Here is a 22,834-nt window from a genome sequence, read left to right as displayed (position 1 = left end):
GGGGCCGGGGCGGCGTCGTCACTCCGTACGGTGCGCCGGCGGGATCACGCGATGGGGGCCTGAGTGGTCCGGTAGTAGCGGCTGATGCGATTCGCGGTGTCCCGGAGACGACGTTCGAGCTCCCTGTCCCGGACGGGGCCCGTGTCCTGGGAGGGCGTGCTGATCGCGACGGAGCCCACGACCATTCCGGCGTCGTTGCGAACGCCGATGGCGGCGCAGGTCATGCCGGGGATGAATTCTTCCTTCTCCCAGGCGATGCCCCTGTTCCCGACTTCCGCGAGGTGTTCCTCCAGCTTGGCGCGGTCGGTGATGGTCGACGGGGTCAGGTCCGAGGTGCCGTGGGCCTCGAGGTACTGGTCGAGCTGGGCCTTCGACATGCCGGACAGCATGATCTTTCCGAAAGCGGTCGCGTGGGCGGCTTCGTGGAAACCGAAGCGCAGCGGCTGGAGTCGGGGATACCGGGGGCTGTCCACGACGTAGGCGAGTACCACGCCGGTCCCTCGGTAGATCGCGAAGTACGCCGCGGCCTTGGCATAGTCGTGCAGGATCTGGATTTCCGAGCGGACCATGGCCGGGACCCCGACCTGGCGGTGCAGGGAGGCCCCGAGCTGGTCGAGTTTGAACCCCAATTCGAAGCGATGCTCCGTTTGCAGGTGCGTGAGATAGTCCGCCTGCACGAGCGCTTGCATCAGACGGTAAACAGTCGGCAGGGGGTACTGGAGCGTTTCGGAGACTTCTCGTGCCGTGGCCCCGCCGCGTTCGGAGACGAACTCGAGGATGGCGAGGGTTCGCTCAATGGTCTGAACGCTCGAATCACGAGGCGCAGACGACTTCTTGGCGGTCTTTTTCTCGACGGTCACGTTCACTCGCCTCCGTACATAGCGGTCACTCCGGACAAAACATGGGGTTGGTGGCCCGGCCGTCCGCCCCACGGGCCGGTGGGGCGGACGGCCGGGCCCAGGGGCCTACTCGGCTTCGAACGTACCGGTGATCACTGCCCGGGCGATCGTGTGCCCCGACATGTTGAATCCGAGGAATGCCGGTGTGGCATCCGCCCCGATGTCGAGGGTTTCGACGTCGAGCGCGTGGATCGCGATGTAGTACGTGTGGACGCCGTGACCCGCGGGAGGAGCCGCCCCGAGGTAGCGGGAGAGGCTCGCATCATTCCGCAACTGGATGGCTCCTTCGGGCAGGCCCTCGCCGTCCTCGCCGCCGGCTCCGCTCGGGACCGACGTCGTCGACGCGGGAACATCCGTGACGGCCCAGTGCCAGAAACCGCTTCCGGTCGGTGCCGTGGGGTCGTATACGGTGATGGCGAAACTCTTTGTCTCGGAGGGGAATCCGCTCCAGGACAGTTGAGGGCTGACGTCTTCGCCGCCTGCGCCGAAGATGCCGCTGACCTGGGGTGTGGGCAGCGTTCCACCGTCGGTGACGTCAGTGCTGGTGACCTCGAAGGCGGGGACTTCCGCGATCTGGTCGTACGGGGATGAAGTGGGCATAGTTTCTCCTAATATCTGGGTGAAGTGGTGAGGTTTTCAGATGCCGCCGGTCTTCAGTTGATCGGCGATGTACTCGGCCTGCCTGATCGCCAGAGCGACGATCGTGAGGGTCGGATTCGCCGCGGCCCCCGTGGTGAAGACCGACCCGTCACTGACGAACAGGTTGGGGATGTCGTGAGTGCGCCCCCACTGGTCGACGACGCCGTCCTCGGGCCGAGCGCTCATGCGGGAGGTCCCGAGGTTGTGCGTCGACGGGTACGGGGGAGCACGGTGGGAACCGACGGCACCGACCGAGTTGTAGAGCTTCTCGGCCTGCTGGTACCCGTGGTCGCGCATGGCGACGTCGTTCGCGTGATCGTCGAAATTGACGTTCGGGACCGGCAGACCGTTCTTGTCCGTGACGGCCGAATTCAAGGTGATCCGATTCGATTCCTGCGGCATGTCTTCGCCGATGACCCACAGGCCCGCCGTATTCAGGTAGGCGTTCATGATCTCGGCGAAGTCGGCGCCCCAGGCTCCCGGATCCGCGAAGCTGGCCAGGAACGCGGGGCCGAGCGAGATCGTTTCGAGATAGTAGCCTCCCACGAAACCGCGGTCCGGGTTGTGGATGGATTCGTCGGCGATCACGCCCGCCATCGTCTCGCCCCTGTACATGCGCACCGGCTTGTCGAACCGTGAGAACACGGAGCCCGTGGTGTGCCGCATGTAGTTGCGGCCGACCTGCCCCGACGAATTCGCGAGCCCATCAGGGAACATGGCGGTTGCCGACATGAGGAGCAGGCGCGGGGTCTCGATCGAGTTGCCCGCGACCGCCACGAGCTTCGCGGCCTGACGGTGAAGGTTTCCTTCGTCGTCGAGATAGAGCACGGAATCCGCTCGACCGGAAGCGTCGTGGGTGATCTGCACGACCTGACAGTCCGAGCGCAGGTCCAACAGCCCGGTGTCCTCGGCCCGCGGGATCTCGCGGACCAGGGTCGACCACTTGGACTTGTTCTTGTCGCCCTGGAAGTTGAAGCCGTCCTGGATGGATGCGGGGCGGCCGTCGTATTCCTCGGCGTTGGTCGCGTAGGGGCCGGTCGCGTAATGCTTGTAGCCGATGCGCTCGGCCCCGTTCGCGAAGACCTTGTAGTTGTTGTTGGCCGGCAACGGTTTGCGCCCGTGGGTGTGGGTCGATCCCATCGCGATTTCGGCCCGCTCGTAGTACGGGTCCAGGTCTTCCTTCGTGATCGGCCAATCGAGAAGGTTGGCCCCCTCCACGCGGCCGTACGTGCTGCGGGCCTTGAACTCGTGTTCCTTGAAGCGCGGCGTCGCACCCGACCAGTGCGTCGTGGTGCCGCCCACCGCCTTCACGATCCATGTCGGAAGGTTCGGGAAGTCGGTGGTGATGCGCCACGAACCACTGGTCGTGCGCGGATCGAGCCACGCCATCTGGTTGAAGGCTTCCCACTCGTTGTTCACGTAGTCCTCGTTGCGCAGGTACGGGCCCGCCTCGAGCACGACCACGGGGATGCCCTTCTTGGTCAGTTCGTAGGCGAGGGTGCCTCCGCCCGCTCCCGAACCCACAATGACAACGGCTTCTTCATTCTGATCGATTTTCACTTCGAAACCTTTCTCATCACGGTTTCCTGGGATCCAGGCTGGTTGCTGGTGTCGGTCTGCTGGCCGCCGGTCGGCGATTTTCCGGTGGATGCGAGCACTGCGTTCGGGGCAATGTCCGGCAGTGGCTCACCGTCGTAGAGTTCGATCCGGGGCTCGGGGAGCCAATCGAGGTCGTTGAAACCGCGGTTGATGTAGCCGCCCTTGTCGAAGCTCGGCCCCTCGTAGCCGAGGACTTCCCAGACCTCGGGGTCGTCGTAGAGGTTGAGCACCGTCGTGCGGCGGATGAACCCGAAGAACGCCGTGGCCTCGATGCGGCGCAGGACGCTCGTCGCGGCGTCGTCGTCGAGATTCCTGAAATCGCCGCCGGCCAGTTGGCCCAGCGTGAGAATTCCCTGGGTCAGTGCCACGCGGAACCAGGTCGATTCCCGGGCCTCGTTGAGGATCCTGGTGGCCGTTCGTTCGTACGGGCCGTCCGGGAAGTCCGGATGCGGGAAGGCCACGCGGAGCAGCCTGATGAGCACGTCGTGTGCGTCATCCGTCAGCTCCATCTCGTTCAATTGTGGGTATTTTGCTGGGAACGTCATCGTTCAGCTCCTATCGATCGTTTGTTCCGGTCAGGGCACGAGGATTCCTCGACCGACCAGTCGGCCGGCGTCGAGGTCGTGAAAGGCATCCAGGGCGGCGTCGAGGGGGTAGATGGAGGTGTGCAGCTTGACCCTCCCCTGGGCGGTGAGCGTCATGAGTTCGACCAGGTCGTTGTAGGTGCCCACCAGGTTGCCGATCACATTGATTTCCCGGCTGATGATCTCGATCGTCGGGAGTCTTGATTCGCCGCCGTAGCCGACGACGTAGTGCGAACCGCGATTGCGCAGGAGTCGCGGCGCCAAGAGTTCGACGCCCTGCTCACCGACGAAGTCGAAGACGATCTGGGCTCCGCCGCCGGTGATGTCGAGGACTTGGGACGCGACGGCGTCGTCGTCGCCCGCGCGCACCGTGTGGTGGGCGCCGAGCTGTTGTGCCAGCTCGAGGGCTTCTTCGCTCCGGTCCACCACGGTGATTTCCGCGCTCGTGATGGCCGCCAGGGTCTGGATGCCGATGTGGCCGAGCCCGCCCGCGCCGATCACGACGGCGTGGCTGCCCGGGAACAACTCGTCGGCGGCTTTCCTCACCGCGTGATACGCCGTCAACCCGGCGTCGGCCAGTGCCGCCACGTCCTTGGGGTCCAAGCCGTCGTCGAGTTTCACGACTGCTCTGGCGTTGGTGAGCAACTGGTCGGCCATCCCGCCGTCCACGCTGACGCCGGGAAAAGTCGAATTCTCGCAATGTGAGTCCTGGCCGAGGCGGCAGGGTGGGCACAACCCACAGCTGGTCAGGGGATGCATGATGACCGTGTCGCCCGGACTGACGTTGTTCACGGCGCTTCCCACCTCGCGGACCCGCCCCGCGTTCTCGTGGCCGAGAATGTAGGGGAGGCTCGGGTGCTGGATCGGCTCCCACTGGCCCTCGACGATGTGCAGATCGGTGCGGCACAGGCCCGCGGCCTCGACATCGACGATCACGCCCCATGGGTCGGTGATCTTCGGTTCGTCGACCTCTTCGAGCACAGGGTCCTTCCCGTATTGGTGGAGACGGATAGCTTTCACGGTGACTCCTCTTCGAGTGTAGCTAAATGTGTGCTGCAACACAGTCTCACTAGGCCACTCGCATCCTGAGAAGTCCGGTTATCGCGGAGTGAGAATAGGTGCGAGTTGCGTGGGTGGGCTGGGTCTGTGGGCGGGTTCGGGCGTGTGGGGTGTGGTTGCATGGAGTGCGACCGGTGAACAGAACCACTCCGGGAGAACGATGAATCACGAAAACTCAGCTTCCGTTGATGCCTCTGACTTCCCCGTCCGCGATCCGTGGGTATGGCGAGTTCGCACGTTCGTTGGGAAGCTCGCTGCGGTTCTCGCGTCATGCGTGGTGGCGTCCCTGGCGGCGGGCGGAGCGGAACTCTTGGCGGACGTGGATAACCAGATGATCTTCTGGTTCGTTTTTGCTCCGCTAATTTACGGCCTGACCAGGGTATTTAGGGGTGCGGACGAGTCGGACGCCCCACGGTCCTGGTGGAGGATGACTGCACGCCCGACCGCGAGCTTGATGTTGGGCGGCGTTCCGGCCTTCTGGATCCTCCTGAAGATGATGACAACGGAAGTGTCCTCAGGGGAGTTGATCGCCGCATTGCCAGTTCTGGGTCTCTGCGCGCTCTACCTCAACTCAGCGCTCTACTTGATGAAGGGGCGCTAGGGGCGTCGTCGACATTTGCCTTCCCCTCTTTTCCGCCCGTGAGGTGGCAATTTCGTGCACTCGAGGTCTTTGGTCCGGCAGGTTTGGGCCACTGGGTGGGGGCGTGCCGGAGTCGCCGGGTGCGACCGCTGGAGTTGCGTGGCGGTTGCCGGCTTCGGAGGCGTTTGCCCCTGCTAGGTGGCGGTTCAACCCCCACCTAGCAGGGGCAAACGCCTCTCAATCGGGTAACCGCCACCCAACGGGCCCCAAAGCCCCTGCGTGTGAGGCGTCAGATGGACGGTAAGGGCCCCGCCATTGGGCTACCGCCACCCAACGGGCCCAAAAGCCCCTGCGTGTGAGGCGTCAAAAGGGCGGCAAGGGCCCCGCAATTGGGTAACCACCACCCAACGGGCCCTAAAACCCCTGCGTGTGAGGCGTCAGATGGGCGGCAAGGGCCCCGCAATTGGGTAACCGCCACCCAACGGCTCCCAAGGATCCCGCGTGTGCGGACTGAGGTGGGTGGCAAACGCCTCCCAATCGGGTAACCACCACCAAACGGTGCCGGGCGGGGGAGCGACGGCGTCGGCAACCGTCCCGAGGTGGCAATCCTGTGCGAATTCGGTCCTTGCCCCAGCTCGAGGTGGCGCTTTTGTGCGGTTTTAAGCCCAAAAACCGCTCGAAATTGCCACTTCGCGCCAGGGGGCCGCTCGAAATTGCCACCTCGCGCCAGGGGTCGCTCGAAATTGCCACCTCGCGCCAAGGGGGCCGCACGAAACTGCCACTTCGGGCCAGGAAATGGCATCATGATCCACCAACAGCGCGAAACTCAAGAACCGCGCGGACCGTCTCCCGTTCGGTGGTTGCGGCCACGCGGGAACACCTCGGAAGCATTTCCTCGTCGCATGTCGGAAGGTCGTCTCATGACCAACAGTTCGCCCACAGATGCCTACCACAACGACTCGGCCCCGGGAGGCAAGGCTGCCTTGGGTCCCCACGACGTCGCCCGCGTCGGTTACGGCGCGATGCAACTACCTCGCCTCAAGGACCCGACGGCGGCGCGAACCGTGCTCCGGCGGGCCCTCGACCTCGGCATCAATCACTTCGACACCGCCTACTTCTACGGGAATGGGGTCGCGAACCGGGCGCTCGCGGAAGAGGTCGCGGGTCGGGACGGCGTCGTGATCGTCACGAAGGTCGGGGCGCGGCCGCCGGAGCGTGGCCCCATGCCCCTGGTTCCAGCGCAAAGGCCCGAAGAGCTCCGACGTGCGGTCCAGGACAATCTCGATAGTCTCGGGGTCGAACGGCTCGACGTCGTCAACCTCAGACGCGTCGGACCGGAAAATACGCCGTTGCCGGGCCTCCCGAGGGTCAACCTCGAGGACCAGCTGGCCGAGATGGTCGCGATGCGCGACGAAGGGCTGATCGGCCAGATCGGTGTCAGCAACGTGAACGATGACCAACTCCGACGCTCGCTTCCGGTGCGTCCCGTCTGCGTGCAGAATGCGTATTCGTTGACGTCTCGCACCCACGAGGCGGCCCTTGCCCTGTCCCGTTCCAAGAACATGGCGTGGGTGCCGTACTTCCCTCTCGGCGGCGCATTTCCCGGGTCCGCGAAGGTGTGGCGCGAACCCGAGGTCCAGGAGATCGCCCGGGAACTGGACGTGGCTCCCGCCCAGGTCGGGCTCGCGTGGTTGTTGCACCATTCCGACCACACCCTGTTGATCCCGGGAACCGCGTCGCTCGAACACCTGGAGCAGAACGTCGACGCCGGCCGCATCCGCCTCGACGAACCGACCATGGCGCGCCTCGATGCACTTCGACCCACCACGGGTGCCCGCGGTGTCCTGAGTCGGGCGCGGGAACGGGTGACGTCGAAGGCGTCGAAGACGGAGCGCCGACGCTGACCGGGGAGGGGGGGGGCAGCGAGCGGTTGCCTCCCGCGCCGCAGCCAGCGAGCCGCCGCCCGGGGGAGTGCCACGGTCTGCCCCGGGGTCGGTCGACCGCGTCTGCCCCGGGGGCCGGTCGCCTGCGCGGAAAGGGTTGCGCCCGACGTCGCCGTGTTCAGCCGATCTTCGCTGGCGGCGGAAGATATGACGTTTCCCTGTGAGGCGGCCGCGCCCTGGTGTTAAAGTCGGGAGTGGATCTATTAGCTGGATCACTGAAAGGATTGGTTATGGCTGACCAGTACGTACTTCCGGATCTTCCGTATGACTACGCAGCTCTCGAGCCCAACATCTCGGCTCGCATTATGGAGTTGCACCACGACAAGCACCACGCGACCTACGTCAAGGGTGCGAACACCGCCCTGGAGAAGCTGGAAGCGGCACGTTCGAGCAACGACCTCGCCTACGTGAACCAGCTCGAGAAGGATCTCGCCTTCAACCTGGGCGGGCACACCAACCACTCGATCTTCTGGAACAACCTGTCTCCGGACGGAGGCGACAAGCCCACCGGTGAGCTCGCCGCCGCGATCGACGACTTCTTCGGTTCCTTCGATGCCTTCCAGGCGCAGTTCACTGCGACTGCCACGGGCATCCAGGGATCCGGCTGGGCCGTGCTGGCCTGGGACTCGATCGGTGAGCGTCTCAACCTCTTCCAGCTCTACGATCAGCAGGCCGGCAATGTCCCGCTGGGCCAGACCCCGATCCTGCAGCTCGACATGTGGGAGCACGCCTTCTACCTCGATTACCAGAACGTCAAGCCCGATTACGTCAAGGCATTCTGGAACATCGCCAACTGGGCGGACGCCCAGGAGCGTTTCGACCGTGCTCGTACGCAGACCAAGGGCCTCATCGTTCCCAACTAAGGAACACCGACCCTGGCCCGGGCCCCGCACCCTCGTGGTGCGGGGCCTTTTGCCGTTCTGACGTGCTCCGTCGTTCTACGGTGACTCGCGGGTCATCTCTCATGATGGGAGGATCTGGAAAGTCCTTCGGAATCCGGGAAGAGTCGTGAGCACACCCGCCGCAACGTCGAGGAGCTGTATGTACGCCGTGACCAACCCCGCTACTGGCGAGACCGTGCGCGAATACCAGAGCGCCACGGACGACGAGATCGAGTTCGCCCTCGAGACCCTCCACAACGGCTACAAGGCTGATCGGCAGTCGACGCCGTCCGAGAGGGCGGGTGCCTTGCTCAAGGCCGCGGAGCTCTTGCGGGACAAGTCCGCTGAGCTTGCCGGCGTCATCACCCGGGAGATGGGGAAACGGAACTCGGACGCGGTCAACGAGGTTGAGATCGTCGCGCAGATCTTCGAGTACTACGGTTCCAAGGGGCCGGACATGCTCCAGGAGCAGCCGATCGAGGATTCCGATCAGGACGACGTCGTGCAGTACCGGCCCACCGGCGTCATTCTGGGCGTCATGCCCTGGAACTATCCGATGTACCAATTGGCTCGGTTGATCGCCCCCAACCTTGTTCTCGGCAATACCTTGCTCATCAAACCGGCGTCCTCGACCCCGGAATCCGCCTACGCCCTGGCCGACGTTCTGGCGGAAGCGGGCCTGGGATCGGACGTCGTCCAGATCCTGCTCATCGATGCGGGGCATATCGGCGGCGTCGTGCGCGACCCCAGGATCTCCGGGGTCTCCCTGACGGGAAGCGAAGCCGCCGGCGCGTCGGTCGCCTCGATTGCCGGGGAACAGCTCAAGAAGGTCGTGCTCGAGCTCGGCGGCTCCGATCCGCTGATCGTGCTCGACGAGGAGAACATCGAAGACATCGCCGACCTGGCCGTTCGGACGCGCATGGAGAACATGGGGCAGGCCTGCAACTCCCCGAAGCGGTTCATCGTGATGGAGGAGGCCTATGCCCCCTTCGTCGCCGCGGCGAAGAGGATCCTGGAGACCGACTACGAGCCGGGCGACCCGCAGGACCCGGCGACGACGCTCGCCCCCTTGTCCTCCGCGAGCGCGGTCGAGGCCATCTCCGAACACGTGGACCGCGCCGTCGCCCAGGGCGCCACCCTGGTCACGGGCGGAAAGCGCTTGGACCGGCCCGGGAACTACTATGCGCCGACGCTCCTGACCGACGTCGCCCCCTCGTCGGACGCGTACCACGAGGAGCTGTTCGGGCCGGTCGTCGTCGTGCACTCGGTCAACAGCGACGAAGAAGCCATCGAGGTGGCCAACGACTCGCCCTACGGACTGGGTGGCGCCGTGTTCGGTGGGGACCCGGAGAGGGCCGAAGCCGTGGGCGAAGGCCTCGAGGTCGGGATGGTGTCGATCAACATGCCTGGAGGCACCGCGGCGGAGCTGCCCTTCGGCGGGGTCAAGAGATCGGGCAACGGTCGGGAGCTCGGAAGGCTGGGTATCACCGAGTTCGCGAACCAGCGGCTGTTTCGTCGCTAGGCCCCGGGCCATCCCGACGACGTCGGGCCGCGTTCCTCCGTGAGCATAAGCCGACCGCGCCTCTGGCCAGTCGGACCGGCGAGGAGAAAGATGGGTTCCAGAGCCAACGCGCCGCATTTCACGATGGAAAGGAACCGCAATGTCTGACCTGACACAGGAAAAGATCGTCGAGATCATGCGCAGCGAGCGTTTCGTCATGCTGACGTCCGTCTCCAAGAACGACGGAAGGCTTCACTCGCACCCCATGACCCCGCAGAAGGTCACGGAGGACGCCGAGGCCTGGTTCTTCATCGGTCTCCACGGCGAACTCGCGGAGGACCTGATGGAGACCTCCGAGGTGAACCTGGCCTTTGCCGAGGTCGGGTCCTGGTTGTCGGTCTCGGGTCACGTCGAGTTCGAGAACGCGAACCGGGAGAAGATCGACGAACTGTGGAACGACGGCGTCGCCGCCTGGTTCGAGGGCGGCAAGGAGGACCCGAATCTGGGTCTGATGCGTTTCGTCGGGGAGTCCGCCCAGTTCTGGGGGCAGCCCGGCGGCAAGGTCGTTTCCCTGGCCCAGATCGTCACCTCGAAGTTCACGGGCGACCGACCCTCGGGCTCGAGTGACACCGTGAACCTCTGAACCGTTGGTTTCCGGACCGAGGTGAACTCCTGGGAGGAATGACTGGGCGCGGCCCGGTCTTCCCACCCCGCGAGAACGGCCCCGATCGACGCCGGTCGGTCGGGGCCGTTCTCCGCGATTCTCAGAACGTGCCGCTGGGGGCTCCTTCTCTCAGCTGAACTGGATGCCCCCGTCCACGAGCATCGTCTGCCCGGTGACGTAGTCGGAGTCCTCTCCGGCCAAGTACGAGACGAGGCGCGCGATGTCGTCCGGGACGGACACGCGGCCCAACTGGATCGATTGCGCGTTCTCGGCCAGGGCCTCGCCCCGTTGCTGACCGTGCTTGGCCGCGAGCTTCTCGTCGATCAGGTCCCACATGTTCGTGCCGACGATGCCGGGCCCGTACGCATTGACCGTGATCCCGTATTCGGCCCATTCCATCGCCGCGGCCTGGGTGAGCCCGCGAACCGCCCACTTGGTCAGCGAATACGGTCCGAGGAACGCGAAGGGTCGGAAGGCGACAATCGAGGCCGCACCGATGATCTTGCCCCCGTGCCCCTGGTCGACCATCTGGCGAGCGGCCAGGCGATATGAATTGAAGACACCCTTGATGTTGACGTCGACGATCTTCTGGAAGTCTTTCGAATCGTAGTCGAGCAGTTCCTGAACCTGGGCGATCCCGGCGTTCGCGACGAAGACGTCCAAGTGCCCTCCCGCCTTGACGGCCGTGGACACGAGGGCCGCGACCGAGTCTTCGTCCGAGACGTCGACGGTCGTTCCCGTCGCGGTGCCGCCTGCCGACGTGATCGCCTCCACCGTTGAGTCGATGCCCTCCTGCATGGAGGGCAGGTCGGCCACGATGACGTGCAGGCCGTCTCGGCCCAACCTCTGCGCGATCCCTTCGCCGATTCCTCGCGCGGATCCCGTGACCACGGCGACGCGTTGTCCCTCGGGCGCTTTCTTGCGGGCGGCTTCGACGGTTGAGAGATCCACTGGCGCGGTGTCCTGAGTGCTCATGACTACTCCTCATTGAATATCGATAATGCGACCCATGATCTGGATCACATTCCGCAGTCAATCAGGGCGAGTCTTCGGCACGGAATACGCCTTATCGCAGAGTGAAAATTGGTTTCTTACGGATTCTCATTCCGGTTCTCGTCGCGACGCATGGCTGCGTCGTGCGCGGCCGCGCGGTACATGCCCAGGGGACCCTGGTCCGCGAAAGCCTGCGTGTGGTCGTAGCGGAACAGGCGCGGGGGCCGGTGCCGGGTTCCTTCCACGCGTTTGCCGGTGTCGATGATGGATTTCGACGCCGCGATCTGGCGACGGAAATTCGCAGGATCCAGCGGCCGCTGAAGGATCGCTTCGTAGACCTCGCGCAGCTCGGCCAGGGTGAATTCCTCCCCGAGGAAGGAATGCGCGATGCGTGAGTACTCGACCTTGTTCTTCAGGCGGTACAGGGCATAGTCGACGATCTCGTTGTGGTCGAAGGCCAGGCGCGGCAGGTCATCGGCCCGCATCCACCGGATATTCTCGTGGACACGGGTGTTCGCGACGTCGGTCGTCGGAATCGACGCCCAGTAGACCACCGAGACCACCCGCTCGCTGGGTGGGGCGACGTCGTCGTACTCGTCCTCGGGGCCGGGGAGGCGGTGGACGCGACCGAACGCGTACAACTGCTCGAGGTACCCGGGGACAAGGCCCGTTGCCCGTTCGAGAGTCGATGCGGCGGACATCTCGAGGGACAGCTCGGGAGAGAGCGGTCCGCCTGGGAGGGCGAACATCCCCTTGAAAGGGTCCCTGAGGCGCCTGACGAGGGGCAACCACAGCGAATGCGGTTCGTCCTTCTCTTCGCGCCTCATCGCAAGGATCACCGTCGACACGGCAAGTTGCACCGCGTCGTGGGCATGACCTGAGTCTTCGTGGACCGCGCCTGCCGGGGGCAGGGGGTCGCTCACTGGTCGATCTGCAGTTCGCCCATGCGATCCCAGTCCTCTCCCTCGACCTGCCGGGACAGGATCTTCGGGGTCTCGACCAGGTGCGGGCGCATACTCTCCAGACCGTTGGCGAAGTGCTCGCTGTTGACGTGGTCCGCGGCGGCGTCGTCGTCGAACGCTTCGAGGAGCACGTACTCATTCGGGTTCTCAATGCTTCGCGACCACTCGAACCACTTGTTGCCCGGTTCGGCGCGCGTGGCCTTCGTGAATTCGCGGGTCACCTCGGGAAACGAATCGGCCGACTCCGGCTTGACCTGGAACTTGACGATGATCGAAATCAACAGGAAACCTCCACACGATGGATTGCTTGTACTCCCCATGGTGACACACGAAACGGCTGGAAGAATGGGGTTCATGTACATTCCTGCTGTTCGATTCCTGGATGCGCCCCGGAACGTGATCTCGGCCGAGACCGTTCTCGAGGCCTCCGACCCGCAGTCCGTGTACGACCTGGTCTCGGACGTGAGTCGGCATTCTCGCTTGGACGGATCGGGTACGGTGCAGCGCCGGATCGCGGGGCCGGAGCGGGCCGACGTCGGGGACCGAGTCACCCAGTCCATGAGGCTGTACGGGATTCCGTACCGCATCTCCTTCACCGTGACCCGCGCCGAGCCCGGGCGCGCCTTCGCCTGGCGGATGCCCACGGGACACACCTGGACATGGGAGGTCGAACCGGCCGAGGGCGGCGGCGTCCTGGTCCGCGAAACCTTCGATGCGAGACCGGCCCGGCTCCTGGGGCTTCCACTGGCCGGCATCTTCCGTCTCAACGGGTCCTTCGCGCGCAATCGGAAGGGTATTGCGACGTCGCTCGCTCGCCTGCACCGAACCGTGCCGCGGGGACGTGGGTTAAGCCACAGGAGTTAATAGTCGGCGCCTCCTCGTAAGGTGGGGACCAGGCCCGGACCAAGGAGGAACCATTGAAGATTCTGTTGCCGTCCTCGATCGAGATCGATCAGGGCAAACTGTCGTTGCACGAGGGCGACACCGCGGTCGTCTACGACCCCAAGTCACCCGTCCCGGAGGAGCACGTGGACGCCGACGTCCTGGTGGTCTGGGCGAATACGGCCGAACAACTTGCCGACAGTGCCCGCCGTCTGACCGGTCTGCGCCTCATCCAGGCATTGCTCGCGGGGCCTGACCCGATCGTGAAGGCGGGGTTCTCGGAGGACATCGTGGTGTGTTCCGGAATCGGTCTGCATGACAAGCCGGTGGCCGAACATGCTCTCGCGCTGACGCTGGCGCTGGTGCGTTCGCTTCCCGAACTCGGCACGGCGCACCGCGAGCACCGGTGGGCCTCGGAACTGGGCGGCCCGCAGAAGCTGCACCCGGAAGGGCGCGTCGCCACGCTGCTCGATGCTCAGGTCACGATCTGGGGATTCGGGTCGATCGCGTCGACGCTTGCGCCCCTGTACTCGGCTCTCGGGGCGCAGGTCTCCGGCATCGCCCGGTCGACTGGCGTGCGGGACGGATACAACGTCGTCGCGACGGAGGAGAAGGACGAGCTGCTGGCCAGGACCGATGTTCTGGTCATGATCCTGCCCAGCGCGGGGGCCACGGAGAAGGCCCTCGACGCGGATGTGCTGAGAACCCTTCCCGAGCATGCCTACGTGGTCAACGTGGGCCGTGGTTTGACCGTGGACGAGGACGCCCTCATCCAGGCCCTCAACGACCGCGAGATCGCGGGCGCGGCGATCGACGTCGCCTCCCAGGAACCGCTGGGCTCGGACAGCCCCTTGTGGGAAGCGCCCAACCTCATCATCACCCCGCATTCGGCGGGCGGCCGACCGGTCGACTCGGAGGACCTGATCGAACACAACCTGCGTGCCCTGCGCGGCGAGGGCGAATACCGCAACGCGCTTTCCGCTTAGACGGGGCGGGGGCGGGCCGGGGCTCCCGCTGGCGTGCCTCCCTCATCCTGTCGCGAGGTGGCAGCCACGTGCGTTTTTGGGGCGCAAATCCGCACAAATGTGCCACCTCGCCGTGGACCCCCGGGGCTTGGCGCACGGGATTGCCACCTCGACGGGGTGTGCGCGGCGTCGTCGCCCCGCGTGGCCCCTGTTCTGGCCTGTTGGGTGGGGGTTGCCGGAATGCGAGGCGGCTACCTCTCTTAGGAGGCGGTGCCGCCCACACCTAACGGGGGCTAACGGCGCTCAATCGGGTAACCGCCACTCAGCCCGCGTGGCCCTTGTGCGGTCTGGGCCCCTGCATGGCTCTCTCGTGGCCTTTGCTCTGGCCTGTTGGGTGGGGGTTGCCGGAATGCGAGGCGGCTACCCCTCTTAGGAGGCGGTGCCGCCTACACCTAACGGGGGTAAACGGCGCTCAATCGGGTAACCGCCACTCAGCCCGCGTCGTCCAGGCCGAGAATCGCGCTCCCAACCCAGCCCCGACGCGCAAACGGCCCATCCCAGCTGCGTCCGACGCCGTCGCGCCTGCCCAACGTCCGACGCCGACGCGCCCGCGCCCAACGCCCGACGCCGACGCGCCCGGCCCAGCGACGCCCGACGCCGTCGCCCGCGCGCGACGCCCGACGCCGCCCCGCCCGCCGGCCACAGGCCCGGACCTCAGGCCCGCGCGGCCTCGGCGCCGTTCGCTGGACCGGCATTCGGAAGGTGTTTGCGGTAGAAACTCGCGACCAGGGCGAGGCAGAGCAGGGCCACGGCACCGCCCCCGACGAACATGACCTGGTACGTCATCCAGGAGTTCAGCACCGCGAGGGCCGCGGGGATGAAGAAGCCCAAGTAGGTCAGGGAGTAGTAGACGGCGGTCAGGCCGGCCAGATCCTTGGGGCTGGCGATGCGTTGAACCTCCTGCAGCCCGGAGACCAGTAGCAGCCCGTACGAACTGCCGAGCATGGCCGCGGCCAGGACCGCGAGCCACGGATTCAGGGTGTACGAGGCCCATGCGGCGCAGACCATGGCGGGGACGGTGCAGGCCAGGGCGACGACGACGGCGCGCGCCGACCGGACGTCGTCGAACCTCTTGCCGAGTTGCTGCAAGATGAATCCGCACCCCAGTCCGACGAGGCACAACAGTCCGGAGAATCCGATGTCCAGACCCTGGGTCCGGGCGCTCACCACACCGGGCAGAACCGCGTAGGCGCTGCCCGCGCACCCGAAGACCCAGGGGGCCATGGGGACCACGACCCACAGGAACCTGCGGTGTTTCGCCGTGGGAATCCGGAGGTCGTCGACCAACCGGGCCGGCTCGGCCTGGCGACTATGAGTCTCGGGGGCCATCAGCGCGGCCGCGAGGCCGACCAGGGCCACGATCATGTGCACCACATAAGGCGTTGCCGCTTGCCAGGGGCCGAACTGTGCGAGCCCGGCGGCCACCGCGGCACCGAGGGCGAACCCTGCGGTCAAGGACATCGAGGCACGTCGGGCCCCGGCGGCGTCGTCGGCGGACGGATCATAGGGAGCCATGGAGAGCTCTTTGATCCAGGAGCCACCGACCACCATGCCCAGCCCCAAGCCAAGGCCCGAGAAGACCCGGCCGATGAACAGGACCGTGGGCGAGGCCGCACCGACGGCCAACAGTACCGAGGCGATCAGGGCGAACACGGGCCCGGGAATCATGAGGGGCCTTCTCCCCCAACGGTCCGAGAGTGGCCCGCCGACCAGAAGCGCCGGAACGATGCCCAGCACGTACGCGCCGAGGAGGACGTCGACCGCGCCGGTGCTCAGGTCGTCGAGGTCCTGGTACATCACGAGAAGTGGAGTGAACTGGTTGCCGCCCCATGCGACGGCGAAGAGGGACGTGGCGACGAGAAGCCACAGGGGGAGGCGGCGCTTCTGAGGAAGCAAGAGGGGGAGTCCTTTCGAGGGAATTGTGGTGACTGGGGTCTCGGCGACCGGTCTCAGGGGAGGAGACGGTGGTGCACCTCGTTGAGGTGGGTGCCGAGCCGTTGCTTGAAGCCGACGACGTCGCCCGCGGCGATGAGGTCGGCCAGCTCGCGGTGGTGGGCCAGAACGGTCTCGGCCTTTTCGCTGGATTTCCAGACGGAGCGCGCCGACATTCGGCGTTGCCGGTCCTTGAGGTTGTCGAAGAAGTCGATGAACAGCCCGTTCCCCGCGCGCAGAACGATGTGCTGGTGGAAGTCGGCGTCGATCTCGGCGAAGTCGTCATGGTTGCCTGCGTCGAGCGCCTCCGACTGGGTCCGGATCAGCTCGCGCAGCTCGTCCGCGACTTCCTGGCCGTGGCCCGACGTCGTGATGGCTTCGACCGCGTGGGACTCGACGACGATCCGCGCCTCGACCACGTCCCGCGCTTCATTGGGGCCGGCCTGCCGGATCAGGGCACCGCGCTTGGGGTACAGCGTCATCCACCCCTCGGCCTGCAACCGCACGAACCCCTCGCGAACCGGCGTCCGGCTGACCTGGAGTTCGGCGGCGATGTCCCCCTCGCTGATCAGGGCGCCGCCTTCGAGCCTGTGGTCGAGGATGCGGGCCTTGACCTCTTGGTACACGAGGTCGCCCGCGGGGGCGGTGTGACGTTCCTGGGTGGGGGCGGAATCGGCGTCGGGGCGAGGCCTGGCGGATTTCTGGGGCACGGTCCGTTCCTTCGAGACTTCGCGTTCCTGGGGTTGAACGCAACATAGATACAAGTTGTACATTAGGCCTCTCGACTGCTGATCGCAAGGGAGGGTGGCCGAAATGGAGGACTTCCGGACGTGACGGTTTGCGCCACGGCGGATGATCTCCGCCACGGCGGGAAATGTCCGCCGTGACGGAAGGTGTCCGCCATGGCGGGCCGCGGCGCGTTGACTTCTCGGGGCGCCCGGAATACGTTGAACTCAGTGGACGGACACGCTCCGTCGCGGCGGTGGGGCTCGCCGTAACCCAACCTCGTTGCCCACGGGACACTCCATCCGGAGCCGGCGGACAACGACAACAGTCCCTGCCTGTGTCATGTGGCGCGCCATGAAACGGTGCGTCCGCGTCGGAAGGTAGGAGACCCATGAAACCCCGTACGCCGCGCACCCGCGCACTGACCCGTGACCCGGGTGGTGAGGCGCGATGAGCTCACACGGCGGAGTGATCGCCGTCGGCATCGACCCGCGGCAGCTCGAACCCATTCTCTCGACGGCCAGCTGGTTGGCATACTCGACCGGCTCTCGCCTCGCGTGCTGTCTCGTCGACGTCGGACGCCGGACCGTCAGGCTCAACGACGACGGAACCATCGCCTCGGAGAGCCTGGACCCGGACGAATTCGACGAGGCCGTTCAGCCCTTCCCGGACCGGGTCCGTTCGAGGATCGAAGAGGTCCTGCGCGGAACCCCGGTCGAGTGGAGCGAGCATTCACTCGCGGGCGGCGCGGGGGCCGAACTTGCCCGACTCGCGGAGTCGGAAGGCGCCTCGATGATCGTGGTCGGAGCGCACGAGCCCGGCTTCCGGGGCGGCTTCCGCGAATTCCTCAATGGGTCCGTCGCCACGTATCTGAGCCACGTGCAGGAACGCCCCGTCGTCGTGGTGCCCTGGCGCGATGTTGAGGGCGACGGGGATACCGCCGACGCCGGCAGCGCCGACGGCGACGACGCCGACGCCGGCGAGGGCGACGTCGAGGGCGAGAAGCCGCACGGAACGGCCGGGACGGTATGATGCGGCGTCACGACCAATCGCCCACCCCGACCACCGGCCCCCTGTACCTCCGTCCGGCCTATCTCGGTCTCGCATTTCTCGGCGGTGCCCTCGGTACCGCGATCCGATACGGGCTGACCCTCGCCTTCCCCGGCTCTGGTCAGGCCATGGGCGCGATCCTCGCGATCAACCTGGTGGGGGCGTTCTGCCTCGGCTACCTTCTGGAAGCCCTCGGACGTCGCGGGGACGACGTCGGCACCCGGCGGACGGTCCGCGTGCTCGTGGGAACCGGTGCCCTGGGTGGATTCACGACCTACAGCACGCTCGCGACGAACGTCGTCGAACTCCTCGGCTCCGGTCGAATCTGGACGGGGATCGGCTATGCCCTGCTGACCGTGGTTGTCGGAGTCGTCGCCTCCGGCGCTGGGATTCTGGTGGCAGCTCGAACGACGACGCCGGTCCGCAACGACGAAAGGACCGCCGCGTGATCGATTGGCTCTTTCTCGGCGTCGCGCTCGCGGGAGGCGCCGGCGCGGCGGTGCGCATGCTTCTGGACGGCGTCATCAAGCAGGCCCTGGGCAACTCGATGCCGTGGGCGACCAACATCATCAACATCTCCGGCTCGTTCCTGCTCGGAGGGCTGACTGGCCTGCTCGCCGCGCACCTGGTGGCGCCGGAACTGCAGGCGGTCCTGGGCGTCGGGTTCATGGGAGGCTATACGACGTTCTCGACCGCAAGCGTGGAAACGTTCCGGCTCATGCAGGAGCGACGCTGGAACGCCGCGTGGGTCAACGCCCTCGGACTGCTCGTGGTCTCGACCGCGGCGGCCGCGGCGGGGCTGGGGTTGGGCAGGCTTCTCGGCTAGGGAGTTCCGGGCCGGCCTCTGGGGCTGTCTGTGGGCCAGCCCCCTCCCTCCCCCCGCGAGGTGGCATTCTCGTGCGGTTCTTCCTGCGAGGTGGCATTCTCGTGCGGTTCTCCCTGCGAGGTGGCAGTTTTGTGCGGATTTGGGGCCCGAAAACGCTCAAGACTGCCACCTCGGGCCGCGGAACGCACGCGATTGCCACCTCGGGCGCCGGACCGCTCGAAATTGCCGCCTCGAGGGGGTTCACGACGACGTCGGCCACCCGGACTGGCCCCGTCCGGTGGTGGTTACCGGATTGAGAGCCGTTTCCCTCCGTTAGGTGGTGTCCTAACCGCCACCTTTCGGAGGCAAATGGCCCCGATTCGGGTAACCGCCACCCAACGCGGCCGGCGTGGACCCGGGGCCAGTCGCATCCGACCCAAATCCACCCAACGCGGCCTGCGTGGACCCGGTGCCAGTCGTCTCCGACCCAAATCCACCCAACGCGGCCGGCGTGGACCCGGTGCCAATCGCGCTCGCACCCAAGTCCCCCGCCCAGCGTCGCCGGACCCGACCCGGGGCAGCCCTGGTCAGACCCAAAACCAGCCCCAGCGACCCACCCAGCCACCCCCCAAATAAACCGAGAGCGCCTAGGCCATGATTGCTGCGATCACGAAGAGTGCCGGTATCGCGGCGATCGTCGAGAGGAGGACGATGTCCCTGGCCAGCGAGACATTCTGGTTGTAGCGCGAGGAGAAGCTGAAGAGGTTCTGTGCCGTCGGCAGGCCGGCCAGGGCCGTGGCCGCGAAGAGGTCGTGCGGGGCCAGTCCGAAGACGTAGTTGCCCAGGAGGAACGCCGCCACAGGCATGGCCACGACTTTCAGGCCCACCGAGAGGAGCGTCTCGACCTTTTGGCCCTCGACCGCGAGCGGACGGTTTCCCCGCAGCGACATGCCGAAGGCCACCAGGATCAGGGGGATCCCTGCCCCACCGACCAGGGTCAGGGGCTGGTCGATGACTTCCGGGATCGGAACCCCCAGGGCATTGACCAGAACACCGAGCACCGAAGCGATGATGATCGGGTTGCGGAAGGGTTGGCTGATCACGTCCCGAGCGGACAACCTGCCTTTGGCGACGACGTCGAAGATCGCCAGGCAGATGGGAGTGGCCAGGACCAGCTGGAACAACAGGATCGGGGCCACCTGGGATGGGTCACCGAAAATATAGGTGGCCACTGGTAGGCCCATGTTGTTCGAGTTCAGCAGGGCCGCCCCGACGGCCCCGACCGTCACCCGGCCGACCCCGCGTTTGAGAAAAACCCCGGCGATTAGCGTGTACAGGGCTGCCATGGCCACGAAGCTCAGCGCGGCGACCGGTAGCCGCGCGGAGAAGATGACGTGGAGGTCCGACGTCGCCAGGGTCGTGAACATCAGCGCCGGCAGGGCAACGAAGAACGCGAATCGATTGAGGGTCCAGCCGGCGTTCTTGCCGAGCACGCCCATGCGCTCGACCACGTACCCGATACCGACGACGATCCCGATGATGGCGAAGCCCTCGAGTACCCCGAGCATGCCCATCCTTCCGCTCGTGCTGATGTGGCGGTTTCAGCTTCTCCCGACGACGCCGCAGGCGCAAACGACGTTCATGATGAGAAACAGCCGGTCAGAGCGAGGAGGCGAACCACAGGTGGCCCGCGCCGAGCAGCACACCGATCAGCGTCCCGACCGCGATCTCGGGGACGGTGTGCTTCTTCAGGTACCACCGCGACCAGCACACCGAAGCGTGGACCACCAACGACAGGAGGACCCACCAGGGTCCGAACAGGCCCGGAATCACCATGCCGAAGATCGCGCTCATTCCGGCATGGGCGCTGGCCTTGAGACGGAAATTGACGAGAGCGATGATCAGAATGGCCAGCAGCATCACGATGATGATGCTCTTCGTGGCCGCGGCGGCGGGCGCGATCAGCAGGATCGCGGTTCCTGCGGCGATCGAGATCAGGGATATGCCGTAGAAGACGTACCGCTGTTTCCGGTGGTAGATGAAGCGATCGCTGACCCGGCCGGTGTGTGCCATGTAGAGGGACAGGCCCCACGGGATCACGACGACGGCCACCACGCCCACCACGGCCTGCCACACCCAACCGGGACCCGTGCTCGCGGGCACCCCGATGAGCAAAACGGTCGCGAGAATGAACGGGGAGAAGATTTCTGTGCCGGTGAATGCGGCGGCTCGTCGAAGGCTGTGCACGGACCCACTCTAGGCAGATCACCCCTGGTCAGGGGAATTCAGGGACTCGATTCGCTGGTCGCGTGGCGCGCGTTGCTGGGGGATGGAGCTGGTCGGCGGATCCTCGAAGTCCATGGACAGGATGGGGGAGGGCACGCGGAGCATCCCCGTTTTCACCTCGTCGCGGGTGACGGTTCGCGTGAAGTCGAAGTCCTGGTCCGTGCGCAATGACTTGACCAGGCTGACCCCGAGCAGGGCGATCACGATGCCGAAGGGCAACGCCGAGATCATGGCCGCCTGTTGGAGGGCGTCCAGGCCGCCGACCAAGAAAAGGAAGATCGCGCTGACGCCCGTGAGCGCGCCCCACGTGGTGAGGATGGCACGACTCGGTTCGAGAGCTCCTCGGGATGTCAGCATGCTCAACACGAACGTATTGGCGTCCGCGCCCGAAACGAAGAACAAGACCACCAGGATGATCGCGATGACCGACGTGATTCCTGTGAGGGGCAGCTGGTCCAAGGTTTCGAAGAAGGCCGAATTGAGATCCTGGGTTGCCGCTCGACCGATCGATCCGGCACCTTCCATGTCGAGTTTGATGGCTGTGCCTCCGAAAATTGTGAACCAGACGAAGAACACCAGGCTGGGAATGCCGAGGACGCCGACCACGAACTCACGAATCGTGCGGCCGCGGGAGATCTTCGCGAGGAAGACGCCGACGAACGCACCCCAGCTCAGCCACCAGGCCATCATGAAGTAGGTCCAGGACTGGTACCACTGGACGTCGTCGCCGGATACCGGGGTGGTCAGGCTGACCATGAAGAAGTCGTTGAGGTACTGGCCCATGGAGCGAAAGAACAGGTTGCCCAAGAACCCGGTCGGCCCGATCACGAGCACGTACAGGGCAAGGAGGATGGACAACACCGAGGTGACCTGGCTGGTGTACTTGATGCCGCGGTTCACGCCGGACAGGGCCGAGAGGGTGAACACGGTCGTGATTCCGATGATGATCACGATTTGGACGAAGAGCTCGTTGGGGATCCCCAGCACACGATTCATGCCCTCGGAGATCTGGGACGCGCCCAGTCCCAGGGAAGCCGTGGTCCCGAAGAGGGTAGCGATGACCGCCAGGATGTCCACCACGTGTCCCAGCGGACCGTCCATGGCCTTGCCGAGGACGGGCCTCAGCATCGGTGAGATCAATCCGGTGTTGCCGCGTCGATGGGTCGAATAGGCGATAGCCAGGCCGAAGATCCCGAACACGGCCCAGGCATGCGGTCCCCAGTCGAAATACGAGAATTGCATGGCTCGGACGGCTGCCTGATAGGTGCCCGGTTCGGACAAGCCGTGCGGGGGCTGCGTGAAGTGAATGATGGGTTCGGCCACGGCGTAGCTGATGAGCCCGATGCCCATGACGGCGGACAGGATCATGGCCAGCCACGACCAGGTGCTGTATTCGGGTCGGTCCTGGTCCTTGCCGAGTCTGATTCGTCCGAAACGGCTGAAGGCCAGGTACACCATGAGGAGAATGCACCCGAGGGTGACCAGGAGGTAGGTCCATCCCACGCTGCCGGCGATCCAGTTCATCGCCGCGGTCATCGAGCCACTCATGGAATCCGGCGACAGCGCGGACCAGGCGATGAAGGCAACGACGACGCCGATGGACCCCCAGAAGACGGCGCCCGGCCTGTTCCTCAGTTCGTGGGCGCGTTGTTGCGCCGAGCCCGATCCCGGCTCCGCGTCCAGGCCGCGTCCGGGCAGCTCAGGTTCTTCCCTGAGCGGTGCCGTTCGGTCGTCGCCTCCGTGCCACGTTCGTTCCGAACGTGTCGAGGTCTTCGGTTCAATAGTCATGGTGTCCCACTTCTTTGTGTGAGTCTCGGACTGGGG

At 65.7% G+C, this 22,834-nt stretch carries 23 protein-coding genes; 10 read left to right on the top strand and 13 right to left on the bottom strand.

The window, feature by feature from the left end; translation table 11 throughout:
- Positions 1 to 44 precede the first annotated feature (44 nt).
- The 5 genes from EWU68_RS07910 to EWU68_RS07890 form a co-directional block, all read right to left on the bottom strand.
- On the bottom strand, positions 45 to 860 hold the full coding sequence (locus EWU68_RS07910; RefSeq protein WP_156265544.1) for an IclR family transcriptional regulator: 816 nt from the start codon (positions 858 to 860) through the stop codon (positions 45 to 47).
- A 105-nt stretch (positions 861 to 965) separates the two neighbouring features.
- Positions 966 to 1,499: a YbhB/YbcL family Raf kinase inhibitor-like protein gene (locus EWU68_RS07905; protein ID WP_129315589.1), complete on the bottom strand. Its 534-nt coding sequence runs from the start codon at positions 1,497 to 1,499 to the stop codon at positions 966 to 968.
- A 36-nt stretch (positions 1,500 to 1,535) separates the two neighbouring features.
- Entirely contained in the window at positions 1,536 to 3,098 is a 1,563-nt protein-coding gene (locus EWU68_RS07900) for a GMC family oxidoreductase (RefSeq protein WP_129315588.1), read from the bottom strand.
- Entirely contained in the window at positions 3,095 to 3,682 is a 588-nt protein-coding gene (locus EWU68_RS07895; RefSeq protein ID WP_193554041.1) for a hypothetical protein, read from the bottom strand. The genes EWU68_RS07900 and EWU68_RS07895 overlap by 4 nt, the downstream gene beginning before the upstream one ends.
- A 30-nt stretch (positions 3,683 to 3,712) precedes the next feature.
- Positions 3,713 to 4,741: an NAD(P)-dependent alcohol dehydrogenase gene (locus EWU68_RS07890; RefSeq protein WP_129315587.1), complete on the bottom strand. Its 1,029-nt coding sequence runs from the start codon at positions 4,739 to 4,741 to the stop codon at positions 3,713 to 3,715.
- Positions 4,742 to 4,940: 199 nt separating this feature from the next.
- Here EWU68_RS07890 and EWU68_RS07885 point away from each other — a divergent pair, with 199 nt between their 5' ends.
- From EWU68_RS07885 to EWU68_RS07865, 5 genes are all read left to right on the top strand, one after another.
- Positions 4,941 to 5,381, top strand: a complete 441-nt coding sequence (locus tag EWU68_RS07885) for a hypothetical protein (RefSeq protein WP_129315586.1) — start codon at positions 4,941 to 4,943, stop codon at positions 5,379 to 5,381.
- 899 nt (positions 5,382 to 6,280) lie between these two features.
- A complete protein-coding gene (locus EWU68_RS07880; protein ID WP_129315585.1) occupies positions 6,281 to 7,264 on the top strand; it encodes an aldo/keto reductase in 984 nt (327 codons plus the stop codon).
- Positions 7,265 to 7,533: 269 nt separating this feature from the next.
- Positions 7,534 to 8,166 carry a superoxide dismutase gene (locus EWU68_RS07875; RefSeq protein WP_129315584.1) on the top strand — a complete coding sequence of 211 codons (633 nt, stop codon included), beginning with the start codon at positions 7,534 to 7,536 and terminating at the stop codon, positions 8,164 to 8,166.
- Between the two features lie 178 nt (positions 8,167 to 8,344).
- A complete protein-coding gene (locus EWU68_RS07870) occupies positions 8,345 to 9,706 on the top strand; it encodes an aldehyde dehydrogenase family protein (RefSeq protein WP_129315583.1) in 1,362 nt (453 codons plus the stop codon).
- 139 nt (positions 9,707 to 9,845) lie between these two features.
- Positions 9,846 to 10,328 carry a pyridoxamine 5'-phosphate oxidase family protein gene (locus tag EWU68_RS07865; protein ID WP_129315582.1) on the top strand — a complete coding sequence of 161 codons (483 nt, stop codon included), beginning with the start codon at positions 9,846 to 9,848 and terminating at the stop codon, positions 10,326 to 10,328.
- Positions 10,329 to 10,478: 150 nt separating this feature from the next.
- On the opposite strand, the gene EWU68_RS07860 is transcribed toward EWU68_RS07865, so the two are convergent.
- The 3 genes from EWU68_RS07860 to EWU68_RS07850 all read right to left on the bottom strand — a co-directional run bounded on the left by EWU68_RS07860 (position 10,479) and on the right by EWU68_RS07850 (position 12,585).
- Positions 10,479 to 11,324: an SDR family oxidoreductase gene (locus tag EWU68_RS07860; RefSeq protein WP_129315581.1), complete on the bottom strand. Its 846-nt coding sequence runs from the start codon at positions 11,322 to 11,324 to the stop codon at positions 10,479 to 10,481.
- Positions 11,325 to 11,440: 116 nt separating this feature from the next.
- Positions 11,441 to 12,169, bottom strand: a complete 729-nt coding sequence (locus tag EWU68_RS07855) for an NUDIX hydrolase (protein ID WP_165162126.1) — start codon at positions 12,167 to 12,169, stop codon at positions 11,441 to 11,443.
- 92 nt (positions 12,170 to 12,261) lie between these two features.
- Positions 12,262 to 12,585, bottom strand: a complete 324-nt coding sequence (locus EWU68_RS07850; protein WP_129315580.1) for a putative quinol monooxygenase — start codon at positions 12,583 to 12,585, stop codon at positions 12,262 to 12,264.
- A gap of 73 nt (positions 12,586 to 12,658) precedes the next feature.
- On the opposite strand from EWU68_RS07850, the gene EWU68_RS07845 reads away from it, so the two are divergent.
- The gene (locus tag EWU68_RS07845; RefSeq protein WP_129315579.1) at positions 12,659 to 13,168 is read left to right on the top strand and encodes an SRPBCC family protein; all 510 of its coding nucleotides are present in this window, start codon (positions 12,659 to 12,661) and stop codon (positions 13,166 to 13,168) included.
- Between the two features lie 53 nt (positions 13,169 to 13,221).
- Positions 13,222 to 14,172, top strand: a complete 951-nt coding sequence (locus tag EWU68_RS07840; protein WP_129315578.1) for a phosphoglycerate dehydrogenase — start codon at positions 13,222 to 13,224, stop codon at positions 14,170 to 14,172.
- A 693-nt stretch (positions 14,173 to 14,865) separates the two neighbouring features.
- On the opposite strand, the gene EWU68_RS07835 is transcribed toward EWU68_RS07840, so the two are convergent.
- Both EWU68_RS07835 and EWU68_RS07830 read right to left on the bottom strand, forming a co-directional pair.
- Positions 14,866 to 16,107: an MFS transporter gene (locus EWU68_RS07835; RefSeq protein ID WP_156265556.1), complete on the bottom strand. Its 1,242-nt coding sequence runs from the start codon at positions 16,105 to 16,107 to the stop codon at positions 14,866 to 14,868.
- A 53-nt stretch (positions 16,108 to 16,160) separates the two neighbouring features.
- The gene (locus EWU68_RS07830) at positions 16,161 to 16,853 is read right to left on the bottom strand and encodes a GntR family transcriptional regulator (RefSeq protein ID WP_202976703.1); all 693 of its coding nucleotides are present in this window, start codon (positions 16,851 to 16,853) and stop codon (positions 16,161 to 16,163) included.
- A 466-nt stretch (positions 16,854 to 17,319) separates the two neighbouring features.
- Here EWU68_RS07830 and EWU68_RS07825 point away from each other — a divergent pair, with 466 nt between their 5' ends.
- The 3 genes from EWU68_RS07825 to crcB are packed head-to-tail and all read left to right on the top strand — an operon-like array spanning position 17,320 to position 18,745.
- Positions 17,320 to 17,901, top strand: a complete 582-nt coding sequence (locus tag EWU68_RS07825; protein ID WP_129315575.1) for a universal stress protein — start codon at positions 17,320 to 17,322, stop codon at positions 17,899 to 17,901.
- Positions 17,898 to 18,368 (top strand): fluoride efflux transporter FluC, encoded by a 471-nt coding sequence (locus EWU68_RS07820; RefSeq protein WP_238692379.1) that lies wholly within the window; start codon positions 17,898 to 17,900, stop codon positions 18,366 to 18,368. Before EWU68_RS07825 ends, EWU68_RS07820 begins: the two co-directional genes overlap by 4 nt.
- Positions 18,365 to 18,745, top strand: a complete 381-nt coding sequence (crcB, locus tag EWU68_RS07815) for a fluoride efflux transporter CrcB (RefSeq protein WP_129315574.1) — start codon at positions 18,365 to 18,367, stop codon at positions 18,743 to 18,745. The genes EWU68_RS07820 and crcB overlap by 4 nt, the downstream gene beginning before the upstream one ends.
- Before the next feature lie 626 nt (positions 18,746 to 19,371).
- Here crcB and EWU68_RS07810 read toward each other — a convergent pair.
- The 3 genes from EWU68_RS07810 to EWU68_RS07800 form a co-directional block, all read right to left on the bottom strand.
- On the bottom strand, positions 19,372 to 20,292 hold the full coding sequence (locus EWU68_RS07810) for an AEC family transporter (RefSeq protein ID WP_129315573.1): 921 nt from the start codon (positions 20,290 to 20,292) through the stop codon (positions 19,372 to 19,374).
- 91 nt (positions 20,293 to 20,383) lie between these two features.
- A complete protein-coding gene (locus EWU68_RS07805) occupies positions 20,384 to 20,971 on the bottom strand; it encodes a phosphatase PAP2 family protein (RefSeq protein ID WP_129315572.1) in 588 nt (195 codons plus the stop codon).
- 18 nt (positions 20,972 to 20,989) lie between these two features.
- A complete protein-coding gene (locus tag EWU68_RS07800) occupies positions 20,990 to 22,798 on the bottom strand; it encodes a BCCT family transporter (RefSeq protein WP_129315571.1) in 1,809 nt (602 codons plus the stop codon).
- Positions 22,799 to 22,834: the final 36 nt, after the last annotated feature.

It is taken from the genome of Rothia koreensis, assembly GCF_004136575.1.
GTDB lineage: Bacteria > Actinomycetota > Actinomycetes > Actinomycetales > Micrococcaceae > Rothia > Rothia koreensis.
This window is presented reverse-complemented; position numbering and strand designations above follow the sequence as displayed.

Excerpts from the sequence above, each read along its gene's own strand:
- EWU68_RS07905 (WP_129315589.1), bottom strand. The coding sequence starts at position 1,499 with ATGCCCACTTCATCCCCGTACGACCAGATCGCGGAAGTCCCCGCCTTC.
- EWU68_RS07895 (WP_193554041.1), bottom strand. The coding sequence starts at position 3,682 with ATGACGTTCCCAGCAAAATACCCACAATTGAACGAGATGGAGCTGACG.
- EWU68_RS07885 (WP_129315586.1), top strand. The coding sequence starts at position 4,941 with ATGAATCACGAAAACTCAGCTTCCGTTGATGCCTCTGACTTCCCCGTC.
- EWU68_RS07880 (WP_129315585.1), top strand. The coding sequence starts at position 6,281 with ATGACCAACAGTTCGCCCACAGATGCCTACCACAACGACTCGGCCCCG.
- EWU68_RS07875 (WP_129315584.1), top strand. The coding sequence starts at position 7,534 with ATGGCTGACCAGTACGTACTTCCGGATCTTCCGTATGACTACGCAGCT.
- EWU68_RS07870 (WP_129315583.1), top strand. The coding sequence starts at position 8,345 with ATGTACGCCGTGACCAACCCCGCTACTGGCGAGACCGTGCGCGAATAC.
- EWU68_RS07865 (WP_129315582.1), top strand. The coding sequence starts at position 9,846 with ATGTCTGACCTGACACAGGAAAAGATCGTCGAGATCATGCGCAGCGAG.
- EWU68_RS07860 (WP_129315581.1), bottom strand. The coding sequence starts at position 11,324 with ATGAGCACTCAGGACACCGCGCCAGTGGATCTCTCAACCGTCGAAGCC.
- EWU68_RS07855 (WP_165162126.1), bottom strand. The coding sequence starts at position 12,169 with ATGAGGCGCGAAGAGAAGGACGAACCGCATTCGCTGTGGTTGCCCCTC.
- EWU68_RS07845 (WP_129315579.1), top strand. The coding sequence starts at position 12,659 with ATGTACATTCCTGCTGTTCGATTCCTGGATGCGCCCCGGAACGTGATC.
- EWU68_RS07825 (WP_129315575.1), top strand. The coding sequence starts at position 17,320 with ATGAGCTCACACGGCGGAGTGATCGCCGTCGGCATCGACCCGCGGCAG.
- EWU68_RS07820 (WP_238692379.1), top strand. The coding sequence starts at position 17,898 with ATGATGCGGCGTCACGACCAATCGCCCACCCCGACCACCGGCCCCCTG.
- EWU68_RS07810 (WP_129315573.1), bottom strand. The coding sequence starts at position 20,292 with ATGCTCGGGGTACTCGAGGGCTTCGCCATCATCGGGATCGTCGTCGGT.
- EWU68_RS07800 (WP_129315571.1), bottom strand. The coding sequence starts at position 22,798 with ATGACTATTGAACCGAAGACCTCGACACGTTCGGAACGAACGTGGCAC.